14 protein-coding genes are annotated in these 18,482 nt (G+C 72.2%); 9 read left to right on the forward strand and 5 right to left on the reverse strand.

The genetic code is table 11. The features are described 5' to 3' along the window. Genes I6A60_RS13340 through I6A60_RS13355 form a run of 4 tightly spaced genes read right to left on the reverse strand, consistent with a single transcriptional unit; the run spans nucleotide 1 to nucleotide 5,414 of the window. Nucleotides 1–2,208, reverse strand: a complete 2,208-nt coding sequence (locus tag I6A60_RS13340; protein WP_203012281.1) for an acetate--CoA ligase family protein — start codon at nucleotides 2,206–2,208, stop codon at nucleotides 1–3. Between the two features lie 28 nt (nucleotides 2,209–2,236). Beyond that, complete coding sequence (locus tag I6A60_RS13345; RefSeq protein ID WP_203012282.1) at nucleotides 2,237–3,091, reverse strand: enoyl-CoA hydratase/isomerase family protein; 855 nt, start codon at nucleotides 3,089–3,091, stop codon at nucleotides 2,237–2,239. A gap of 52 nt (nucleotides 3,092–3,143) precedes the next feature. Beyond that, nucleotides 3,144–4,202, reverse strand: a complete 1,059-nt coding sequence (locus I6A60_RS13350; RefSeq protein ID WP_203012283.1) for an acyl-CoA dehydrogenase family protein — start codon at nucleotides 4,200–4,202, stop codon at nucleotides 3,144–3,146. A gap of 3 nt (nucleotides 4,203–4,205) precedes the next feature. Next, a complete protein-coding gene (locus tag I6A60_RS13355; protein ID WP_203012284.1) occupies nucleotides 4,206–5,414 on the reverse strand; it encodes an acyl-CoA dehydrogenase family protein in 1,209 nt (402 codons plus the stop codon). Between the two features lie 269 nt (nucleotides 5,415–5,683). Here I6A60_RS13355 and I6A60_RS13360 point away from each other — a divergent pair, with 269 nt between their 5' ends. From I6A60_RS13360 to I6A60_RS43505, 9 genes are all read left to right on the forward strand, one after another. Beyond that, a complete protein-coding gene (locus I6A60_RS13360) occupies nucleotides 5,684–6,943 on the forward strand; it encodes an amidohydrolase family protein (protein ID WP_203012285.1) in 1,260 nt (419 codons plus the stop codon). Nucleotides 6,944–6,998: 55 nt separating this feature from the next. After that, a complete protein-coding gene (locus I6A60_RS13365) occupies nucleotides 6,999–8,354 on the forward strand; it encodes a hypothetical protein (RefSeq protein ID WP_238435363.1) in 1,356 nt (451 codons plus the stop codon). Continuing rightward, complete coding sequence (locus tag I6A60_RS13370) at nucleotides 8,351–9,196, forward strand: enoyl-CoA hydratase-related protein (protein ID WP_203012286.1); 846 nt, start codon at nucleotides 8,351–8,353, stop codon at nucleotides 9,194–9,196. The genes I6A60_RS13365 and I6A60_RS13370 overlap by 4 nt, the downstream gene beginning before the upstream one ends. Nucleotides 9,197–9,207: 11 nt before the next feature. After that, complete coding sequence (locus tag I6A60_RS13375) at nucleotides 9,208–10,644, forward strand: acyl-CoA dehydrogenase family protein (RefSeq protein ID WP_203012287.1); 1,437 nt, start codon at nucleotides 9,208–9,210, stop codon at nucleotides 10,642–10,644. 111 nt (nucleotides 10,645–10,755) lie between these two features. Then, on the forward strand, nucleotides 10,756–11,628 hold the full coding sequence (locus I6A60_RS13380) for an enoyl-CoA hydratase/isomerase family protein (RefSeq protein ID WP_203042296.1): 873 nt from the start codon (nucleotides 10,756–10,758) through the stop codon (nucleotides 11,626–11,628). Between the two features lie 38 nt (nucleotides 11,629–11,666). Further along, nucleotides 11,667–12,638 (forward strand): enoyl-CoA hydratase/isomerase family protein, encoded by a 972-nt coding sequence (locus I6A60_RS13385; protein WP_203022911.1) that lies wholly within the window; start codon nucleotides 11,667–11,669, stop codon nucleotides 12,636–12,638. Next, nucleotides 12,635–14,167, forward strand: a complete 1,533-nt coding sequence (locus I6A60_RS13390; protein WP_203022910.1) for a class I adenylate-forming enzyme family protein — start codon at nucleotides 12,635–12,637, stop codon at nucleotides 14,165–14,167. Before I6A60_RS13385 ends, I6A60_RS13390 begins: the two co-directional genes overlap by 4 nt. Nucleotides 14,168–14,197: 30 nt before the next feature. Beyond that, nucleotides 14,198–15,931, forward strand: coding sequence for an alkaline phosphatase (locus I6A60_RS13395; RefSeq protein WP_203022909.1), 1,734 nt, complete (start codon nucleotides 14,198–14,200; stop codon nucleotides 15,929–15,931). Between the two features lie 157 nt (nucleotides 15,932–16,088). Next, nucleotides 16,089–17,153 (forward strand): dihydrodipicolinate reductase, encoded by a 1,065-nt coding sequence (locus tag I6A60_RS43505; RefSeq protein WP_203022908.1) that lies wholly within the window; start codon nucleotides 16,089–16,091, stop codon nucleotides 17,151–17,153. 59 nt (nucleotides 17,154–17,212) lie between these two features. Here I6A60_RS43505 and I6A60_RS13405 read toward each other — a convergent pair whose 3' ends face one another. Then, nucleotides 17,213–18,352: an ABC transporter substrate-binding protein gene (locus I6A60_RS13405; RefSeq protein WP_307873666.1), complete on the reverse strand. Its 1,140-nt coding sequence runs from the start codon at nucleotides 18,350–18,352 to the stop codon at nucleotides 17,213–17,215. Nucleotides 18,353–18,482: the final 130 nt, after the last annotated feature.

The following is an 18,482-nucleotide window of genomic DNA, read 5'->3' on the forward strand; positions in this document are numbered from 1 at the left end:
TCACGTCGCCGCCGGGGTCGGGACCACGAGGGCGTCCACGGCCACCACGCCCTTGCCGGCGGGGCGGACCAGGATGGGGTTGATGTCGAGCTCGGCGATCGAGTCGCCGAGGTCCTGGGCGAGCGACTGAAGCCGCAGGATGACGTCGACCAGGGCGTCGATGTCGCCGGCCGGGCGTCCTCGGGTGCCATGGAGCAGCATGGCTCCCTTGGTCGACTCGATGACCTTGCGGGCCCGGTCGGCGTCGAAGGGCGGGACCGCGAAGGCCACATCCTTGAAGACCTCGGTGAACACGCCGCCCAGGCCGAACGTGATGGTCGGCCCGAACGGGTGCTGGTGGGACAGGCCCAGGATCACCTCGGCGACGGCGTCGGTGACCTGCTGCGCGACCAGCACCCCGTCGAGCGTCGCCGAGGGCGCGGCGGACGCGGCGGTGGCGAGCAGGCGGTCATAGGTCGCGCGGACGCCCGCCTCGTCGGCCACCCCGACCACGACGAGGCCGAGGTCCGACTTGTGCGCGATGTCAGCAGAGACGATCTTCATGACGACCGGGAGGCCGAGCTCGCGCGCCGCGGCGACGGCCTCGTCCGCGGACCCGACGACCCGCTCCCCCGCTACCGGGATGCCGTAGCCGGCCAGCACCTTCTTCGAGTCGGCCTCGTTCAGGCCCACGCCGGCGGCGCCGGCGAGCAGTTCACGCGCGGCGGCGGTGCCGGCGGCCCGCTCGGTGGCGGACGGAATGCCGGTCTCGATTCCGAACGGGCTGCGGTACTCGCGGACGAACCGGGAGAACCGGCCGAGCTCGGAAAGGCCGCGCACGGCCGCGTTGAACGAGTGGAAAACCGGCACTCCGGCCGCGCAGAGGTCCCGGTAGGAGTCGTCGCGGATCGGTGAGATCCAGGCGGCGACGACCGGCTTGCCCTCGCCGGCGAGGAATCTCTGGTGCAGCGCGATGAGATCCCGGGAAAGGGCGTCGCTCATGCCGGGGAAGACGCCGGTGATCGGCGCGAACAGCACGTCGGTGTTCGGGTCGTCGAGCATGAGCTGGAGGACCTCGCGGTTCTCCGGGCGGGCCGTGATGACGCCGCCGGAGTCGACGGGGTTGTCCCGGCGCAGATACCAGGGGATGTACTTTTCCAGCGCGTCGACGGTCGATTTCTCGAACTTGGGAATCTTCACGCCGGCGGCGCCGAAGAGGTCGGCGACATGCGACGCGGTGCCGCCGGACATCGCGTAGATCGCGATCCCGCCGGGGCCGTCGAGCAGACCCGTCTGGCAGAACAGGTTCGAGATCTCGATGACCTCGTCGAGGTCATCGACCCGGATGATGCCGTACTGGTCGAAGACCGCGTCGTGCACGGCGTCCGGGCCGGTGAGGTGGCCGGTGTGCGCGGCGGCCATCACCCGGCCCTCCTCGGAGCGGCCGATCTTGATGGCGACGATCGGGATGCCGGCGCGCACGCAGGCGTCGGCGGCGAGCATCAGGGACTCGCCGTTCTGAAAGCCCTCGACGTAGGTCGCGATCGCGCCGACGTCGGGCCGGTGCGCGGCGAGGTAACCGGCGAAGTCGGCCCATTCCAGGTCGGCCTCGTTGCCGATCGTCGCCCAGATCTCAATGCCGGTGCCCAGCGCCTGGGACTGGGTGATCGGCCGGCCCTGGTAGCCGGACTGGGTGATGATGGCGAGCTTCTTGCGGCTGGGCAGGTCGGTCGGCCAGGGCTCGAAGATGTTCAGGTTGGTGTTGGGCCCGAGGATTCTCGTCGTACCCGAGGCCAGCTCCTTCAGCCGAGCCTCGGCGGCGTCGCCTTCCGCGGTGCCGAGCTCGCCGAAGCCGGCCGAGAAGACGACGACGAACGCCGCGCCGCGCGCGACGGCCTCCTCGACGACCGGCAGCGGGTCACGGACCAGCACGATGACGATGTCCGGGTCGGCCGGCAGCGCCGTGACGCTCGGATACGCCGTCACCCCGAGGATGTCCGGCTTCTTCGGGTGCACCGGGATGACCTCGGCGCCGAGAGCCCCGAGGCGCTGGTGGACCTGGGTCCACTGGGCCCGCTGCGGGCTGCCCGCGGTGTCGGACGCCCCGACGACCGCGACGACCTTCGGGGAGAACAGCCGTGACCAGTCGACCTGTCGCAGCTCAGGGTGTCCCGGGACAGGGCGTCCAGCGTCAGGGTGTCCAGCGTCAGGCCGCCGCGGCTCGGACATGAAGATCCTCCTTGTGCTCGGTCGAGTGTCAGAAGCCGCGGAAGCGGGTGGGCCTGCGCTCGACGAAGCTCGCGACGCCCTCGCCGGCGTCGACCGTGTTGGACAGCACGTCGACGATCCAGGCCTCCTCCTGCGCGAGGGTGTGCCGGTCGACGTCGAGGGAGCGGTTGAGCAGCCATTTGTTGGCGGAATGCGCCCTGGTCGGCCCGTCCGCGAGCCGTCTCGCGATGTCGGCGACGGTCGGCGCGAACTCCTCGGCCGGCACCGACCGGGTGATCAGCCCGATCTCGGCGGCCCGGTCCGCCGTGACGTCCTCGGCGAGCAGCACCAGCTCACGCGCCCGGGTGAGGCCGACGAGCCGGGGCAGCAGCCACGTGCCCAGCCCGTCCACGGCCAGGCCGCGGCGAGCGAAGACCTCGATGAACTTCGCCTTCTCGGTGGCGATCACGAGATCGCAGGCGAAGGCGATGTGCGCGCCGATGCCGGCGGCGGTGCCGTTGACGGCGGCGATCACCGGCTTCTCGCAGTCGAGAATGGCGTGGATCAGCCGGATCGCGCCACGCAGCATGCTGCGCCGGACGTCGCCGACGAGCTTTTCCGGAACGTCGTCCGGCCGGGCCGGCGGCGGCGCGGAGTTGCGCAGGTCGGCGCCGGTACAGAAGAACCGTCCGGTCGCGGTCAGCACGACGCAGCGCACGGTCGGGTCCTCGTTGAACCGGTCCAGCCAGCTGATGATCGCCTCGCGCTGGTCACCGGTCAGCGCGTTCCCGGCGTCGGGCCGGTTCAGCGTGATCGTGGCGATCCCGTCGGAGATGTCGAGCGTGACCTCCGGGGGCGGAACGTCAGCCCCTTCGACACCTTCGATGACGGCCGAGCTGGTCATGCGGCGTTCCTTTCTCTATGGCGCGAACGGCCGGTCCGGCGGCGAGGAAAGGTCATCGCCGCGCTGCGTCCGGTCGGGCGAGGGAGTTCGCGACCGTGTCGGCCGCCTCCTCGGGAGTGGTGAACGCGTTCTGCAGGAGCCACGCCCGCTTCAGGAAGAGGTGGATGGTGGTCTCCCAGGTGAAGCCCATGCCGCCGTGGACCTGGATCGCCGTCTTCGCGTTCTGGGACGCGGCCCGCGCGGCCAGCACCCGGGCGCCGGCGACGGCGCGGACCGGGTTCGCGGTCGGGTCGGCGAAGTCGTCCGCCGGGTCGCCGGCCGCGTCGCCGAGGGCTGCGTCGTCGAGGGCTACAGCCGCCGCGTCGACGGCGACCCGGGCGACCTCGGCCCGGGTGAACGCCTCGGCGAGCAGGTGCTTGACCGCCTGGAAGCCGCCGATCACCCGGCCGAACTGCTCGCGCTGCTTGGCGTAGCCGGTGGCGAGCTCGACGGTCCGCTCGGCGTTGCCGGCGAGCAGCGCCGAGCTGAGCACCGAGCCGCGCAGCTGCCAGGCGCGCGCGAGCTCCGGGCCGCCGACCCGCACCCCGGCGGGGACGTCGTCGGCCAGCCAGACCGGGGTCGCCGGGTCGAGCGGTTTCGGCACCACGCGGCCGTCGATCGCGGCAGCCTCGACCCGCGACACGCCCTCGTCGTCAAGGACGTAGACCGCCTCGACCAGGTCGAGATGCGGGATCACCCAGGGGCCGCCGGACCGGGCCGGGCCGGAGCCCGCGGGTGGCCTGGTCACGACGGTCACGAGGGCCTCGCCGGTGGCGACCCGGTCGTCCAGGTCGGCGACCAGCGCCGCCGCGACCAGCGGCCCGGGCACCAGCTCGGCGCCGAGCACCTGGAAGACCAGGCCGGCCTCGGCGACGCCCAGCTCCAGTCCGCCGCGCTCCGCCGGCTGGGTCATCGTGAACGCGCCAAGCTCCGCGAGCGTGCGCCAGGCGTCCCGCCCGAAGCTCGCGGCGTCCGTCCAGTCCCGGGTCCGCTCCAGCGGGAGGTACTCGACGCACAGGTCGCGGACGGTCGCCCGCAGGGCGAGGGAGTCCTCGTCAAGATCGAAGTGCATCGCTCAGCGCTCCCGGGGCAGGCCGAGGACCCGCTCGGCGAGGATGTTCTTCTGGATCTGCGAGGTGCCAGCGCCGATGCTGATCGCGAAGGCGTGCAGGTGCTCCAGCAGGTGGCGCCCGGCCGGCAGCGTCGTGCCGTCGGACAGTGCCAGGTCGTCGAGGCTGACCGCGTAACGCTCCAGCACCTTCATGGCGACCTCGCCGAAGTGGTGCAGTGCCTCCGAGTAGGTCAGCTTGAACGCCGAGCCGCCCGCCGGCGGGACTCCGCCACCGCCGGCGGCCCGGGTGACGTTGCGCCGGGTAAGTGCCCACATCGCGTCCAGCTCGGCCGCGACCTGGCCGATCTCCCGGCGGATCGCGTCGTCGTCCCAGGCCGTCCTGCCCGGGCCGTGTCCCAGCGTCCTGGCCAGCGCTGCCAGCTCCTCGACCATGGTCATCGCGGTGAGCAGCTCGCGGACGAGGGCCGTGCCGCGCTCGAAGCTGAAGGTCACCATCGCGACCCGCCAGCCGTCGTTCTCCCGGCCGACCAGGTTCTCGACCGGGATGCGCACGTCGTCGAGGAACATCTCGGCGAACTCGCTCTCGCCCTGGATCGTGCGCAGCGGGCGGACGTCGATGCCGGGGGTGTCCATCGGCATGATCAGCCAGCTGATGCCGCGGTGCTTGCCGGCGTCCGGGTCGGTCCGGACCAGCAGCTCGCAGTAGTCGGCGGCGAAGCCGTACGACGTCCAGATCTTGCTGCCGTTGACGACGTAGTGGTCGCCGTCGCGGACCGCGCGGGTCCGCAGGGCGGCCAGGTCGCTGCCCGCGCCCGGCTCCGAGAAGCCCTGGCACCAGATCGACTCGCCGCGCAGGATCTTCGGCAGGTGGAACGCCCGCTGCGCGTCGGTCGCCTCGGCGATCAGCGTCGGGCCGGCGTGCAGCTGGCCGACGAAGTGCACGCCCAGGTCGGGAGCGCCGGCCGCGGCCGACTCGGCAAGGAAGATCAGCTGCTCGGACGCGGTGGCGCCACGGCCGCCGTAGGCCGCGGGCCAGTCGATGCCCGCGTACCCGGCGTCGAAGAGCATCCGTTGCCAGCGCTGGTCGTAGGCCTTCTTGGCCGGCCAGTCACCGTAGGGGGGCGGCGGCCCGAGAGCCGGTGAGTTCTCGGCCAGCCAGGCGCGCACCTCCTTGCGGAACCTCGCATCGGACTCGGAGTCCCGCAGCCGCATCGTCCACCTCGTCTCGTCCCCGCCGCCGGCGACGCGGCCCGGTGTCCGCCACCGGGCGGCGGCTCGACCGGTTGGCCACGCAGATCGTATACATTATGCTGGAGTCGAGCCAGGGTTCCACGGGCCGCGGCGCGGCCAGAACAGGAACCCGTTCTATCCACGTGGACAGGCCACGGCCAGGGCGGACCAGCCAGGGCGGTGCCAGCCAGGGTCGGACGGGCGACGACAGCCACACAGGACGACCGAGCCGGATCGGCGGTGCGATTGCCATGACAGACCTCGCGACAGACCAGGCGAGGCCGGGCCTCGAGGCCGACATCGACGCCTCGGTCGTGGCCAGAATCCCGGACATCGTCGACATGGACGCCCATGTCGTGGAGCCGCCGGACGTGTGGACCTCACGGCTGCCCGCGAAGTACCGCGAGGCCGGGCCGCACATCCTGCACGCCCCGGCCGGCGAGGTGAAGCTCGTCGGGTCCAGCTACATCGAGGCGCCTGGCACCGAAGGCCCCGACGTGGCCTGGTGGAGCTACGAGGGCAAGATGACCAGCCTCAAGCGGTACATCGCGGCCGCCGGCGTCCCCGCCGACGAGGTCACCATGGACGGCATCACCTACGCCGACATGCGGCCGGGCTGCTGGAAGGTCCCGGACCGGCTCGCCGACATGGACCTCAACGGGGTCCACGCGCAGCTGGCGTTCCCGAACTACCCGCGCTTCTGCGGCCAGATGTTCCTGTGGGGCCAGGACAAGGAGCTTTCGAAGCTCTGTGTCGAGGCCTACAACGACTGGATGGTCGACGAGTGGTGCGGCACGTCCGGCGGGCGACTGCTGCCGCTGTGCCTGGTGCCGCTGTGGGACGTCGAGCTCGCCGCCGCCGAGGTGCGCCGCAACGCGGCCCGGGGCGTGCGCGCGGTCGCGTTCAGCGAGCTGCCGGCCTACCTGAACCTGCCGAGCCTGCACTCCCGCTACTGGGACCCGTTCTTCGCCGCCTGCGAGGAGACCGGGACCGTCCTCGCGATGCACATCGGCTCCGGGACGAAGACCCCGCAGACCTCCCCCGACGCGCCGGAGGCCGTGCAGGCGACCATCCTGTTCGGCAACAGCGCGGCGAGCCTGGTCGACTTCCTGTTCGCCGGGGTGCCGCACCGGTTCCCGAACCTGAAGCTGCTGTACGCCGAGGCGCAGATCGGCTGGATCCCCTACGTGCTCGACCGCGCGGACGACGTGTGGCTGACCCACCGGGGCTGGGCGCACGGCCAGCAGAACTGCCCGGAGCCGCCGTCGACGTACTACCGCCGGCAGGTCTACAGCTGCTTCTTCAAGGACCCGGTCGGCGTCGACCTGCTGGACCGGGTGGGTGTCGACAACGTGGTGTTCGAGACCGACTACCCGCACCAGGACGGCACCTGGCCGGACTCGAAGAAGGCGGCGGCGCGCCAGTTCGGCCACCTGCCGCAGGCCGACATCAACAAGATCGCCCGCGACAACGCGGCCAAGCTCCTGGGCCTGACGATCCCGACGCAGTAACGCGCCCCGGACCGCACGGCGGGCCGGCCGGCCCAGGACGATCGAAAGGCTTTCCATGGTCACGCAGGCGAGCGGCGCGGGCGAAGCGGCCCAGCGAACCGCGGAATCGACCACCGCGGCGACGCCCGAGGCACCCGACAAGAAGCCAGAGGACCGGGAGCGCAAGCCGGGCGGCACGATCACCGACGAGGGAATCGCCCGGCTGCGGGCCCGGATCGGGATTCCCGAGCCGCACACCGCCCCGCCGCAGTACCGCCGGCCGAACGTCGACGCCTTCCGCAACGTGGCCCGCTGCTACGGCGACGACAACCCGCTCTGGTGCGACGAGGACTACGCGGCCGCCTCCGTCTGGGGCGGGCCGATCGCGCCCCCGCCGCTCGTCGGCGGCGACACCCTCGTCGGCGAGGACGAGGTCACCAGCATCCCGGACCACCTGCGCGCCGTGATGAAGGGCGACCCGCTGCGCGGCGTGCACGCCTTCTACTCGGCGGCCTCCCGGGAGTGGTGGGCGCCGCTGCGGCCTGGGCTGCGGGTCTTTCGCCGCAACGCCCTGGTCGGCGTGCACGACAAGGCCAGCGAGTTCGCCGGCCGGGCCGTGCACGAGTGGGGCGGCCAGGTCTTCATGGACGAGAACGGCACGCCGCTGTCGGGCCAGTACCGCGACATGGTGCGCACCGAGCGGCGCAAGGCCAGGGAACGCGGGAAGTACGCGAAGATCGAGCCCGCGCGGTACACCGACGAGGAGATCGCCGAGATCGAGGCGGCCTACGACGCCGAGGTCGGGGCCCGCCGCGGCGGTGAGCCGCGGTACTGGGAGGACGTCCGGGTCGGCGACGAGGTCGGGCCGATGGTGAAGGGCCCACTGCGGGTCACCGACATGGTCTGCTGGCACGTCGGCATGGGCATGGGCCTCTACGGCGTCGCCCCGCTACGCCTCGCGCTCACCAACCGTCGCCGCATCCCGTCCTTCTACTACCGCGACGACCTGAACATCCCCGACGTCCTGCAGCGGGTGCACTGGGACCCGGAGCTCGCCCGCCGCGCCGGCAACCCGACGACCTACGACTACGGCCGGATGCGCGAGACCTGGCTCATCCACCTGTGCACCGACTGGATGGGCGACGACGCCTGGCTGTGGAAGCTGTCCTGCCAGTTCCGCAAGTTCAACTACGTCGGCGACACCCAGTGGCTGCGCGCGACGGTGGTGAAGCACTACCTGGCGGACGGCGGCCGGCCGGCCGTCGACCTGGAGCTGTCCGCGACGAACCAGCGCGGCGAGCTCACGACGCCGGGCACCGCGACGATCCTGCTGCCCAGCCGGGAGCACGGCGCCGTCCGGCTGCCCGACCCGCCCGGCGGCACGGGCAGCCTTCAGAACACCCTCGACGCGATCGTCGAACAGTTCCGGTGAGCGACGACGACGCCCCCGAGCCGGCGGACCACGGCTGGGCGGAGAGGAGCGTTCCGGGGCTGGACGTCGTGCTCGACGGCTCCGTCCTGCGGCTCACGCTGGACCGGCCGACCAAGCGGAACGCGATCAACGACGTCATGATGGCCGGCCTGATCGCGGCCGTGGAGCAGGCCGGGACGGACGAGGCTGTCCGGGTGATCGTGCTGCGCGGCGGCGGGGCGAACTTCTGCGGTGGGGCGGACATCGTGGCCCGCAACGCCGCCGGCGGGGTCAGGCCGCGGGCCGGCTCGATCCAGCGCCGCCTGCCCTACCAGGCACACCGGCTGATCCCGCTGATCTGCGAGACGCAGACCCCGGTGGTGTGCGCCGTCCAGGGTTGGACGACCGGCATCGGCCTCGCGCTGGCGGTCGCGGCCGACGTGACGATCGCGGCGAGCGACACCCGGTTCTGGGCGCCGTTCAGCGAACGCGGCTTCACCCCGGACAGCGGGCTGACCTGGCTGCTGCCGCGCCGGATCGGTGAGGTGCGGGCCCGGCGGATGCTGCTGCTCGGCGAGCGCGTCGACGCGGCGACCGCCGTCGACTGGGGACTCGTCCACGGCACGGCGGGCACCGACGAGTTCGAGGCGACGCTCGACGACGTCGTCGGGCGGCTCGCCACCGGTCCGACCGTCGGTCTGGGCCTGACGAAATGGCTGCTGCACGCGGGGGCTTCGAACACCCTCGACGAGCACCTGCGCAACGAGGCGTTCGGCATGGAGCTCTCCAGCCGCAGCGAGGACTTCCGGGAGGGGCTGGCCGCGTTCGCGACCAAGCGCTCCCCAGACTTCCGGGGACGGTGAAGGTCATGGCCATGGCACCTGGTACAGACCCGGCACCTGGCACTGAGCCGGCCGCTGGCACCGACACGGCGGACAGCGGGCCGGTCCCGAAGGGCGCGTCCGACGCCCGCGGACCGGTCGGGCCGGACGGGCGGCTGCTGCTCGCCGCGGACGCGTCCCCCGACCAGGCCCGCGCCCTCGTCACGGCCTGGGTCGAGGCGAACGTGCCGACGGCCTGGCGCGCGGCGGCGGCCGGTGGGCGGGCCGCGATCCGCAAGGCGCGCAGCCGGGCGGACTACGAGCGCTGGTACCCGGTATTCGGCGTCTCCGGCCTGGTCGCGGCCCGGTGGGCGCCCGAGTTCGGCGGGCTCGGCCTCTCGGCCGAGGCCGCGAAGGCCGCCGACGAGGTGCTGCGCCCCTACAACCTGGGCCGGCTGAACCCGCTGGGCCTCGCCAACGCCGCCGCGGCGCTGTTCGCGCACGGGACCGAGGAACAGAAGCGCCGCTTCCTGCCGCCGATCGTGCGCAACGAGGAGGTCTGGTGCCAGCTGTTCTCCGAGCCCGGCGCCGGCTCCGACCTCGCCTCCCTGTCGACCAGGGCGGTCCGCGAGGGTGACAACTGGATCCTCACCGGCCAGAAGGTCTGGACAACCTGGGGCTTCCTGGCCGACTACGGCGTCGTGCTGGCTCGTACCGACCCGGACGTGCCCAAGCGCAACGGCCTGACCTACTTCCTGCTCGACATGCGCCAGCCGGGCGTCGAGGTGCGCTCGCTGCGGCACATCACCGGCGAGGTCGACTTCTGCGAGGTCTTCCTCGACGAGGCCGTCGTCCCGGACAGCCAGCGCCTCGGCGCGGTCGGCGACGGCTGGCGCGTCGGCGGGTCGACCCTGTCCGGCGAGCGGCAGATGGTCTCCGGCTCCGGCTCTGGCGGGGTCGACCGGATCGGCGGCTCGGGCGCGCTGCACCTGGTGAAGCTCGCCAAGGACACCAGCGCGACCGGCCGGCCGGGAGGCTGGGCCGAGCCGACGGTCCGCCAGGAGATCGCCAAACTCTACAGCGAGGAGCGGATCCGGGGCTGGACCAACGAGCGAATCCGCGCGCGGCTCGCCGCCGGGCTCGCGCCGGGCCCGGAGAGCTCGATCGGCAAGGTCCACCAGGGTGACCTCAACCAGCGGACCCAGGCGCTGGCCGCGGACCTGCTCGGAGCCCACGGCGCGGCCTGGGAGTCGGACCTGCTGCCCGCCACCGTGCACCTGGGCGCGGACGGCGCACCGCTCGACCCGGCCGAGGTCTACGCCGACTCGCTGCCCCACGAGGTCAGGGGCATGCTGCGCAGCCGGGCGAACACGATCGAGGGCGGGACGTCCGAGGTGAACAAGAACATCCTCGCCGAGCGGGTACTGGGCCTGCCGCGCGAGCCCGACCCGCACCGAGGCAAGCCCTGGAAGGACGTCCCCCGCAGCTGACCGGCCGGATCCCGCCGCGTCGCAGCGCCCGACCGGAGTGAACCCGACCGGCGTGCACCCGACCGGCCTGGGCCAGCCGGAACTGGCCCACGGAGCAACGGAGTCGAGGAAATGCCCGAGGAGTACCAGACCCTGCGCGTGTCCACGGACGGGCCGGTCGGCTGGCTGGAGCTGAACCGGCCCAAGGCAGGCAACGCGATGGACGGCGCGATGTTCGAGGAGCTACCGCGCGCGTGGGCCCAGCTCGACGCCGACCCGTCCGTGCGCGTCATCGTCAACGTCGCCGCCGGCCGGGACTTCTGCACCGGCCTCGACGTCGTCCAGCTCAACCGGGACCCGGCGGCGCTGCGCACGCAGTCCCGGCGGACCAAGCGGTCCGAGCTCCAGATCACCGCGTGGCACTGCGGAGTCGTCAAGCCGGTGATCGCCGCGATCCAGGGCCGGGTCGTCGGCGGCGGGCTGCACTTCGTCGCCGACGCCGACATCGTCCTCGCGGCCGCGGACACCCGGTTCATCGACACGCACGTCTCGGTCGGGCAGGTGACGGCGTTCGAGGGGATCGCGCTGACCCGCAAGCTCGCGGCCGAGACGGTCATGCGCCTGGCCCTCGCCGGCCGCCACGAGGCGCTGGGCGCCGACCGCGCCTACCAGCTGGGAATGGTGAGCGAGGTCGTGGACCCGCCCGAGGAGCTTCGGGCCCGGGCCGGCGAGCTGGCGGCGAAGATCGCCCGCAACTCGCCGTCCGCGATGGCCGCGACCAAGCGCGCGCTCTACCGGGCGCTGGAGGACGGCCTGACCACGGCCTGCACGGCGGCCGCGGCCGATCTCGTCGACCTCTGGGGCCACCCCGACCAGATCGAGGGCCCGGCGGCGTTCGTCGAGCGGCGCCCGGCCCGCTGGGCGCCGCTCGACCGCGAGCCGGAGCACGCCAAGGTGCTCGCCTCCCGGCACCCGAACCAGGCGGCCACCCGGCCCGGCGCCTGACGCCGGCCCCATCTTCGGAGTACAGGAGCGTGACGGACATGAGCGTGACGGATTCGCGCGCCGCGGGGCCCCGGCCCGGCGCCCCGGGGACACCGGCGAGCGCGGCCGACTTCGACCACGTCTACCCGGGCTACGAGACGCTGCTCGTCGCCCGGCGCGGCCACCTCGGCTGGCTGATCTTCAACCGGCCCAAGCAGCTCAACGCGATGAACAACCGGATGCGCGACGAGCTGGCCAAGGCCTGGCTGGAGCTCGACGGCGACCCGGAGGTCAGGGTCATCGTGCACACCGGGGAGGGCCGGGCCTTCCAGACCGGCGTCGACGTCGCCGAGATCGCCACCGACGGCCTGGGCATGGAGCGCTACCGGGGCGAGGCCGAGGTCTTCGACCTGCACTTCACGGCCTGGCACCAGCGGGTGGAGAAGCCGGTGATCGCCGCCGTCAACGGGCTGTGCGGCGGCGGCGGGTTCCACTTCGTCGCGGACGCGGACATCGTCATCGCCGCGTCCGACGCGAAGTTCTTCGACCCGCACGTGTCGGTCGGCCAGGTGGTGTCGTTCGAGCTGATGGCGCTGCTGCGCAAGATGCCGTTCGAGCCCGTGATGCGGATGGCGCTCGTCGGGGCGCACGAGCGGATGCCGGCGTCGCGGGCCTACGAGCTGGGCATGGTCAGCGAGGTGGTCGAGGATCCGGCCCGGCTGCGCGAGCGGGCCACCGAGATCGCCGAGCTGGTCGCTCGCAACTCGCCCATCGCGATGCGCGCGACCAAGCGCGCGCTGTGGGGCGCATTGGAGGACGGGCTGACCGCCGCGTGCAAGGCGGGCGCCGCGCACCTCGTCTCGGTTTGGGGCCACCCCGACCAGCTCGAAGGACCGGCCGCCTTCGTCGAGAAGCGGCCCGCGCGGTGGGCCGAGCTCGAATCCGACCCCAAGCCGGCCACCGCCGTCGCCGCGGCGAGGCGAGCCGACGAGACGGCCGTCGCGCCCGAGACCGAGACGGGCCAGGCATGAGACTCGTCGACCTGTTGGAACCGCGCGACGACGACGAGACGACGCCCGCCGTCTTCGTCGAGGACCGGGCGGTCACCCGGGCGGCGCTGCGTCGCGGCGCCGAGGCGCTCGCGGCCGAGCTGCGCGCGGCCGGGGTGCGTCCCGGCCATCCGGTGGCGGTGATGCTGCCGGGTGGGCCCGAGGTCGTCGCGGCGATGTTCGGCGTGTGGACGGCCGAGGCGGTCTACGTGCCGCTCAACCCGCGCACCTCGGACGCCGAGATCGCCTACCTCGTCGAGGCGGTCCGCCCTGCCGCCGTCGTGACGCTGCCCGAGTGGGCCGGCCGGCACACCGGCGGCGCGTTGCCGGTGGTCGTCGCGACGAGCGCCCCGGACGCGGCCGAGCTGAGCTGGACCCCGGCGGAGCCGGGACGCGTCACGCCGCCGGACGTGCCGGCGCACGATCTCGACACCGCGCTCGTGCAGTTCACCTCCGGCACGACCGGGCGGCCGAAGCCGGTGCTGCTGCGGCACTCGGGCTACCTGGCGCTGCTGGAGCCGGTGCTGGCCAAGCTCGTCGGCGACAAGGCGAAGGACTCCCTCGCGGCGCGCCGGGCGCCGATGCCGAACCTCATCCCCACCTCCATGGCGCTGTCCGCCGGGATCTACAACGTGCTGTTCGCGTTCCGGGTCGGCGCCCCGGCCGTGATCATGCCGGCCTTCACCACGGCCGCGTTCGCCGCCGCCGTCGCGCGCCACCAGATCCGGTCGACGGTGCTACCGCCGCCGGCGATGAACATGCTGACCGACGACCCCTCGATCACGTCGCTCGCGCCGCTGCGGATCGTCCGGGGCATCACGGCACCGCTGTCGCCGCTGCGGGCCCGGATGTTCAAGGACAAGTTCGGCGTCACGGTGCTCAACTGCTACGGCCAGACCGAGATCGGCGGGGAGATCGTCGGCTGGAACGCGGCCGACGCCCGGGCGTTCGGCGACACCAAACTCGGCTCGATCGGCCGGCCGCACGCGGGGGTGACACCGCGGATCGTCGGGCCGGACGGGTCGGACGTCGAGGCCGGTGGCCAGGGCGAGCTGTACGTGCGCACGCCCGCGGTCTCGGCCGGTTACGCCGACGGCCAGGCCCTCGGTGACCGGCTCACCCCGGACGGCTGGTTCCGCACCGGAGACATCGCCCGGATCGACGTCGACGGCTTCCTCTGGATCGAGGGCCGGGTCTCCGACATGATCAACCGGGGTGGGCTGAAGGTCTTCCCCGGCGAGGTCGAGGAGGTCATCCGGCTCTCCCCCGAGATCGCGGACGCGGCCGTCGTCGCCGTGCCGGACGACCGGCTCGGCGAGGTCCCGTGGGCGTTCGTCGTCCTGCGCCCGGGAGCGGCGTTCGACCCGGCGGCGCTGGTGGCGGCCGCCAGGGAACGGCTCGTGCCCTACAAGGTTCCGGCCCGGTTCGTCCAGCTCGACGAACTGCCCCGCACCGAGGTCGGAAAGGTTCGCGCGGCCGACCTGGTCCAGATCGCCAAGGAACACGTCTGAGACGTCCGTTTCCACTACTCTGCCGGACCTGTGACCAGTGACGGCGCTGGGGCGCCAGCAGGCCCGAACCACACGACGACCGACCGCGGGGCGGTCTCGAATACCAGCGGGGGGACCGGCCCGCATCGGCGCTCGCTCCTGTTGGGTGGGCTGGGGCTCGGAGCCACCGCGCTGGCCGTGGCGGCGTGCGGCGGCTCCGGCGACGCCGCCCCGCCAGCGGCACCCGGCCTGCGCGCGGCGACGCCCGTTCCCGGGGTGGCGGACGGGGTGTTCGGGCTCGGCGTGGCGAGCGGCGACCCGCTGCCCGATGGTGTGATCCTCTGGACCCGCCTCGCGCCGAAGCCCACCGCCGGTGGCGGGATGCCGGCCCGTGACGTCCCCGTCGACTGGCAGGTCGCCACCGACGCGGGCTTCCGCTCGGTGGTGCGTGCCGGCACGGCGACCGCGCAGCCGGCGTTCGCGCATTCGGTCCACGTCGACGTCCGCGGCCTGCAGCCAGGGCGCGACTACTACTACCGCTTCCGCGCCGGCACGGTGCTGAGCCCGGTCGGCCGCACCCGGACGGCGGCGGCGCCGGGAGCCGGCCCGGATGCGGCCGGCGGGTCGCTGGCGTTCGCGCTCGTGTCCTGCCAGGACTTCCAGAACGGCTACTGGCCCGCGTTCGACGCGATCGCCGCGGACCGGCCGGACCTCGTCGTGCACGTCGGCGACTACATCTACGAGTACGACCCGGACAGCAAGTTCCCGGACCGCCGACACACCACCCCGCAGACCCCCGGCCTCGACCAGCTCCAGACCCTGGCCGACTACCGGAACCGCTACGGCCAGTACAAGGCCGACCCGGCGCTGCAGGCCGCCCACCTGGCCGCGCCCTGGGTCGTGACCTGGGACGACCACGAGGTCGAGAACAACTACGCGAACCTCGTCGACGAGCCGGGCGACACCGGAGCAAAGCACCAGGACCCCGCGACGTTCGCCCGCCAGCGCGCCGCCGCCTATCAGGCCTACTACGAGCACATGCCGATCCGCGCCACGCTGCACCCGGGCTCCCCCGACCTGCAGATCTACCGTCGGCTCACGTTCGGCAGCCTGGCGACGCTCAATGTCATGGACACCCGGCAGTACCGCACCCCCGCGCCAGGCAGCATCGCGACCGCCATCGGCCCCGCCACCCTGGGCGCGGCCAACACCACCGGCACGATGGCCGGCGCCACCCAGGAACGGTGGCTGCAGGAGGGGCTGACCGCCTCCCGCACCCGCTGGAACCTCATCGCGCAGCAGACGATGATGGCCCAGCTCGACGGCCAGCTGCCGCCCGGAAGCGGCCAGACGCTGACGAACCTCGACCAGAACGACGGCTACCGCCCCTACCGCGCCCGGGTCCTGGCCGGCGTGCGCGACAGCAAGGCGCTCAACCCGATCGTCCTGTCCGGGGACCTGCACTGCGCCTGGGTGAACGACCTGCGGGTCGACTTCGACCGGCCCGAGACGCCGGTCGTCGCGACCGAGTTCGTCTGCACCTCGGTCAGCTCGGCGTTCTTCCTGGTCAGCGACGACTTCGTCCGCCAGAACAACACCCGTCTCAACCCGCACGTCCGCTACTTCCGCGGTGACCGGCGCGGCTACACCCGTTTCCAGGTGACGCCGACGGAGTGCCGCGCCGACCTGAGGATCGTCGCCGACATCTCGCAACGCCACTCCCCCGTCAGCACCGACACCTCCTGGGTCATCGAGGACGGCCACCCCGGCGCCAGACCCGCCTGATCCTCCTCTTCACCCGCGAAGTCACCGTCACCCGCGAAGTCACCTCGCGAACCCACGGTCGCCGCCCGGCCCACGCCGGCGCAGCTCAACCGGTGTACACGGCCGCCCTCGTCGCCATATATTCAACTCAGTTCAAAAACTGGGCGAGGAGGCAACCGTGGCTTATCGGGTCATCCAGTGGGCAACCGGGACGGTCGCGAAGGAGGCGGCGCTCGGGGTTCTGGGTCGCCCCGACCTGGAACTGGTCGGCGCCTGGACCCACTCGGCGGACAAGGACGGCCGCGACCTCGGCGACCTCTACGGCTTAGGAGAGCTGGGGGTGCGCGCCTCCGCCGACAAGGAGGCGGTCCTCGCGACACCCGCCGACGCCGTCCTGTTCATGGTCGGCCGCAACTGGGTCGACACCCCGGAGGAGTCGTTCGACGACCTGCTCCAGATCCTCCGGTCCGGCAAGAACGTCGTGAACCTCTGGTGGCCGACCCTCGTGTACCCGCGCGGGCTCGCCGGCGACTACTACGAGCGGCTGGAGCAGGCCGCCCAGGAGGGCGGCTCGACGTTCTGCACGATCGGCATGGACCCCGGCTACGGCACCGGGGCGCTGGGCCTGTCCGCGCTCGGGCTGTCCCGCGAGGTCAGGCAGGTCAGGCTGCACCAGGTCATGAACAACGCCTTCTGGGAGGGCCCGGGCATCACCAAGTTCTTCGGGTTCGGCCAGCTCGACACAGCGGGCACGCCGATCCTGCAGCCCGGGGTGACCACGAGCTACCACGAGACGACGATCCATATGCTCGCCGACGCCCTCGGCGTGACGGTCGACGAGATCGTCGAGGAGAACTGCGTCATCTACTCCGACGTGGCCTTCGACGTCGCGTCCGGGCACATCCCGCAGGGGACGATCTGCGGACTTCGCTACGACGTCAAGGGCATGGTCGGCGGAGAGGCCCGGATCGTCGTCGGGCACGTGGAGCGGCTGCGCGAGCACGACTTCGCGGAGTTCGACTTCCAGGGTGACGGCTACCGGGCCGAGGTGACGGGCGAGCCCTGCATCCGCCTCGACATGAAGATCTCGGCCCTGCCCGACTTCGTCGGCGACCCGATCGCGGTCGCGTCGGCGATGAGCGCGGTCAACGCCGTCCCCCGGGTGTGCGCCGCGCCCGCGGGCGTCACCTCGCTCCTCGACCTGTCGCCGTTCCCCTCGAAGAACACGACAATCAAGGGCTAGCCGCCCCACAAAACTTCGTTCGCCGGCCCCGGCGGGTCAGGGCTGGGGCCGGCGCGCCGTTAGCCGACGCCGAGCCGGGTGCCGCACCACTCGTTCGGGTCGGGTGCGCCGACGCTGGGCACCACCTCGAAGGCGGTCCCGGCGTCGTTGACGCGCACGAAGCTGTAGCACAGGTTCGGCTCCCCGAACCGGCTCAGGTCGGTGACCGGGATCAGGCCGCCGGCGTCGTAGCTCTTCAACGCGCGCAGGTTGGTGATGAAGGCCGCTCGGGTCGGGCAGGCCCCGGCGAGCGCCAGGCCGCGCAGGAACTCGTCCGTCGTGATGTAGGCGCCGAGGGCGACCTCGTTCGTCGGCTGGTCGAGCTCGGGCGCGTACTCGCTCATCGCCGCCTTGTAGTCCCGCAACGCCGTCGAGTCGACGCTGAACGGGATGTGCGGCGTCAGGATCGACATCCCGGCCATGCTCGCGCCCTGGCTGGACAGCAGCTGTGCGTCATAGCCAGAGGTGGCGAGCGCGACCTTGAACGTCAGCCCGGACTGCCGCGCCGCGGTGTAGATGGGCAGGAAGTCGTCGGCCGAAAGAATGCTGATCAGAGAATCAGCCCTCGACGCCCTGATCTGCGTGACGACCTTGCCGGGATTGGTCACGGTGGGGTTGTAGACGATCGGGTCCGCCACGGCGATGCCCTGGGACTGCAGGCTCTCCCTGAACAGCTGCACCAGCGCGGTGGCCGACTGGGACAGCGTGTCGTTGTAGACGATGGCCGCGCGGGTGGCGTTGAACCGGTGGGCGTAGAGCCCGAAGGTCGTCACCGACGAGCTCGCGGACTGCGTCGACCCGAACGTGAAGCCGAAGGTGAACATGTTCCGGTGCTCGGTCCACACGCTCTCGCCGGGCAGGCCCGTCACCGGGATGCCCTGCTTGTCCAGCTGCTGGGCCGTACTGCCCACGGAGATGCTCTGGGCGATCAGGCCGAAGTCCTTGTTCTGCGTCAGCAGGTCGCTCGCCGCCACGGCGAAGCCCGAGGTGCTCCCCTCGTCGTCGTGCCAGTCGAGCACTATCTTGCGACCGTTGACGCCGCCGGCCGCGTTCGCTACCGCGACTCTGGCCTCGGTCCCGCTGCGGGCCGCGCGGAATCCCGGGGCGATCGCGCCGCTGTCCGGGTAGATCAGGCCGACATGCACCTCGGTCGGGCTCACTCCTGGGCTGTCGCAGGAAGCAGCAGCGCCCTGGCCGGATTTGGTGCATCCGGCCAGGGCGAGTGAGGCGGCGACAGTGCAGACGGCTACCGCGGCGAGGTGCCGTCGGCGTAATTCGACAATCACGTTG

Source organism: Frankia sp. AgB1.9, from assembly GCF_016786355.1.
Classification (GTDB): domain Bacteria; phylum Actinomycetota; class Actinomycetes; order Frankiales; family Frankiaceae; genus Pseudofrankia.

What these genes read in the sequence shown, in the direction of transcription:
- I6A60_RS13385 (WP_203022911.1), top strand. Translation starts at nt 11,667, where the DNA reads ATGAGCGTGACGGATTCGCGCGCCGCGGGGCCCCGGCCCGGCGCCCCG.
- I6A60_RS13365 (WP_238435363.1), top strand. Translation starts at nt 6,999, where the DNA reads ATGGTCACGCAGGCGAGCGGCGCGGGCGAAGCGGCCCAGCGAACCGCG.
- I6A60_RS13345 (WP_203012282.1), bottom strand. Translation starts at nt 3,091, where the DNA reads ATGACCAGCTCGGCCGTCATCGAAGGTGTCGAAGGGGCTGACGTTCCG.
- I6A60_RS13390 (WP_203022910.1), top strand. Translation starts at nt 12,635, where the DNA reads ATGAGACTCGTCGACCTGTTGGAACCGCGCGACGACGACGAGACGACG.
- I6A60_RS13375 (WP_203012287.1), top strand. Translation starts at nt 9,208, where the DNA reads ATGGCACCTGGTACAGACCCGGCACCTGGCACTGAGCCGGCCGCTGGC.
- I6A60_RS13340 (WP_203012281.1), bottom strand. Translation starts at nt 2,208, where the DNA reads ATGTCCGAGCCGCGGCGGCCTGACGCTGGACACCCTGACGCTGGACGC.
- I6A60_RS13360 (WP_203012285.1), top strand. Translation starts at nt 5,684, where the DNA reads ATGACAGACCTCGCGACAGACCAGGCGAGGCCGGGCCTCGAGGCCGAC.
- I6A60_RS13380 (WP_203042296.1), top strand. Translation starts at nt 10,756, where the DNA reads ATGCCCGAGGAGTACCAGACCCTGCGCGTGTCCACGGACGGGCCGGTC.
- I6A60_RS13355 (WP_203012284.1), bottom strand. Translation starts at nt 5,414, where the DNA reads ATGCGGCTGCGGGACTCCGAGTCCGATGCGAGGTTCCGCAAGGAGGTG.
- I6A60_RS13350 (WP_203012283.1), bottom strand. Translation starts at nt 4,202, where the DNA reads ATGCACTTCGATCTTGACGAGGACTCCCTCGCCCTGCGGGCGACCGTC.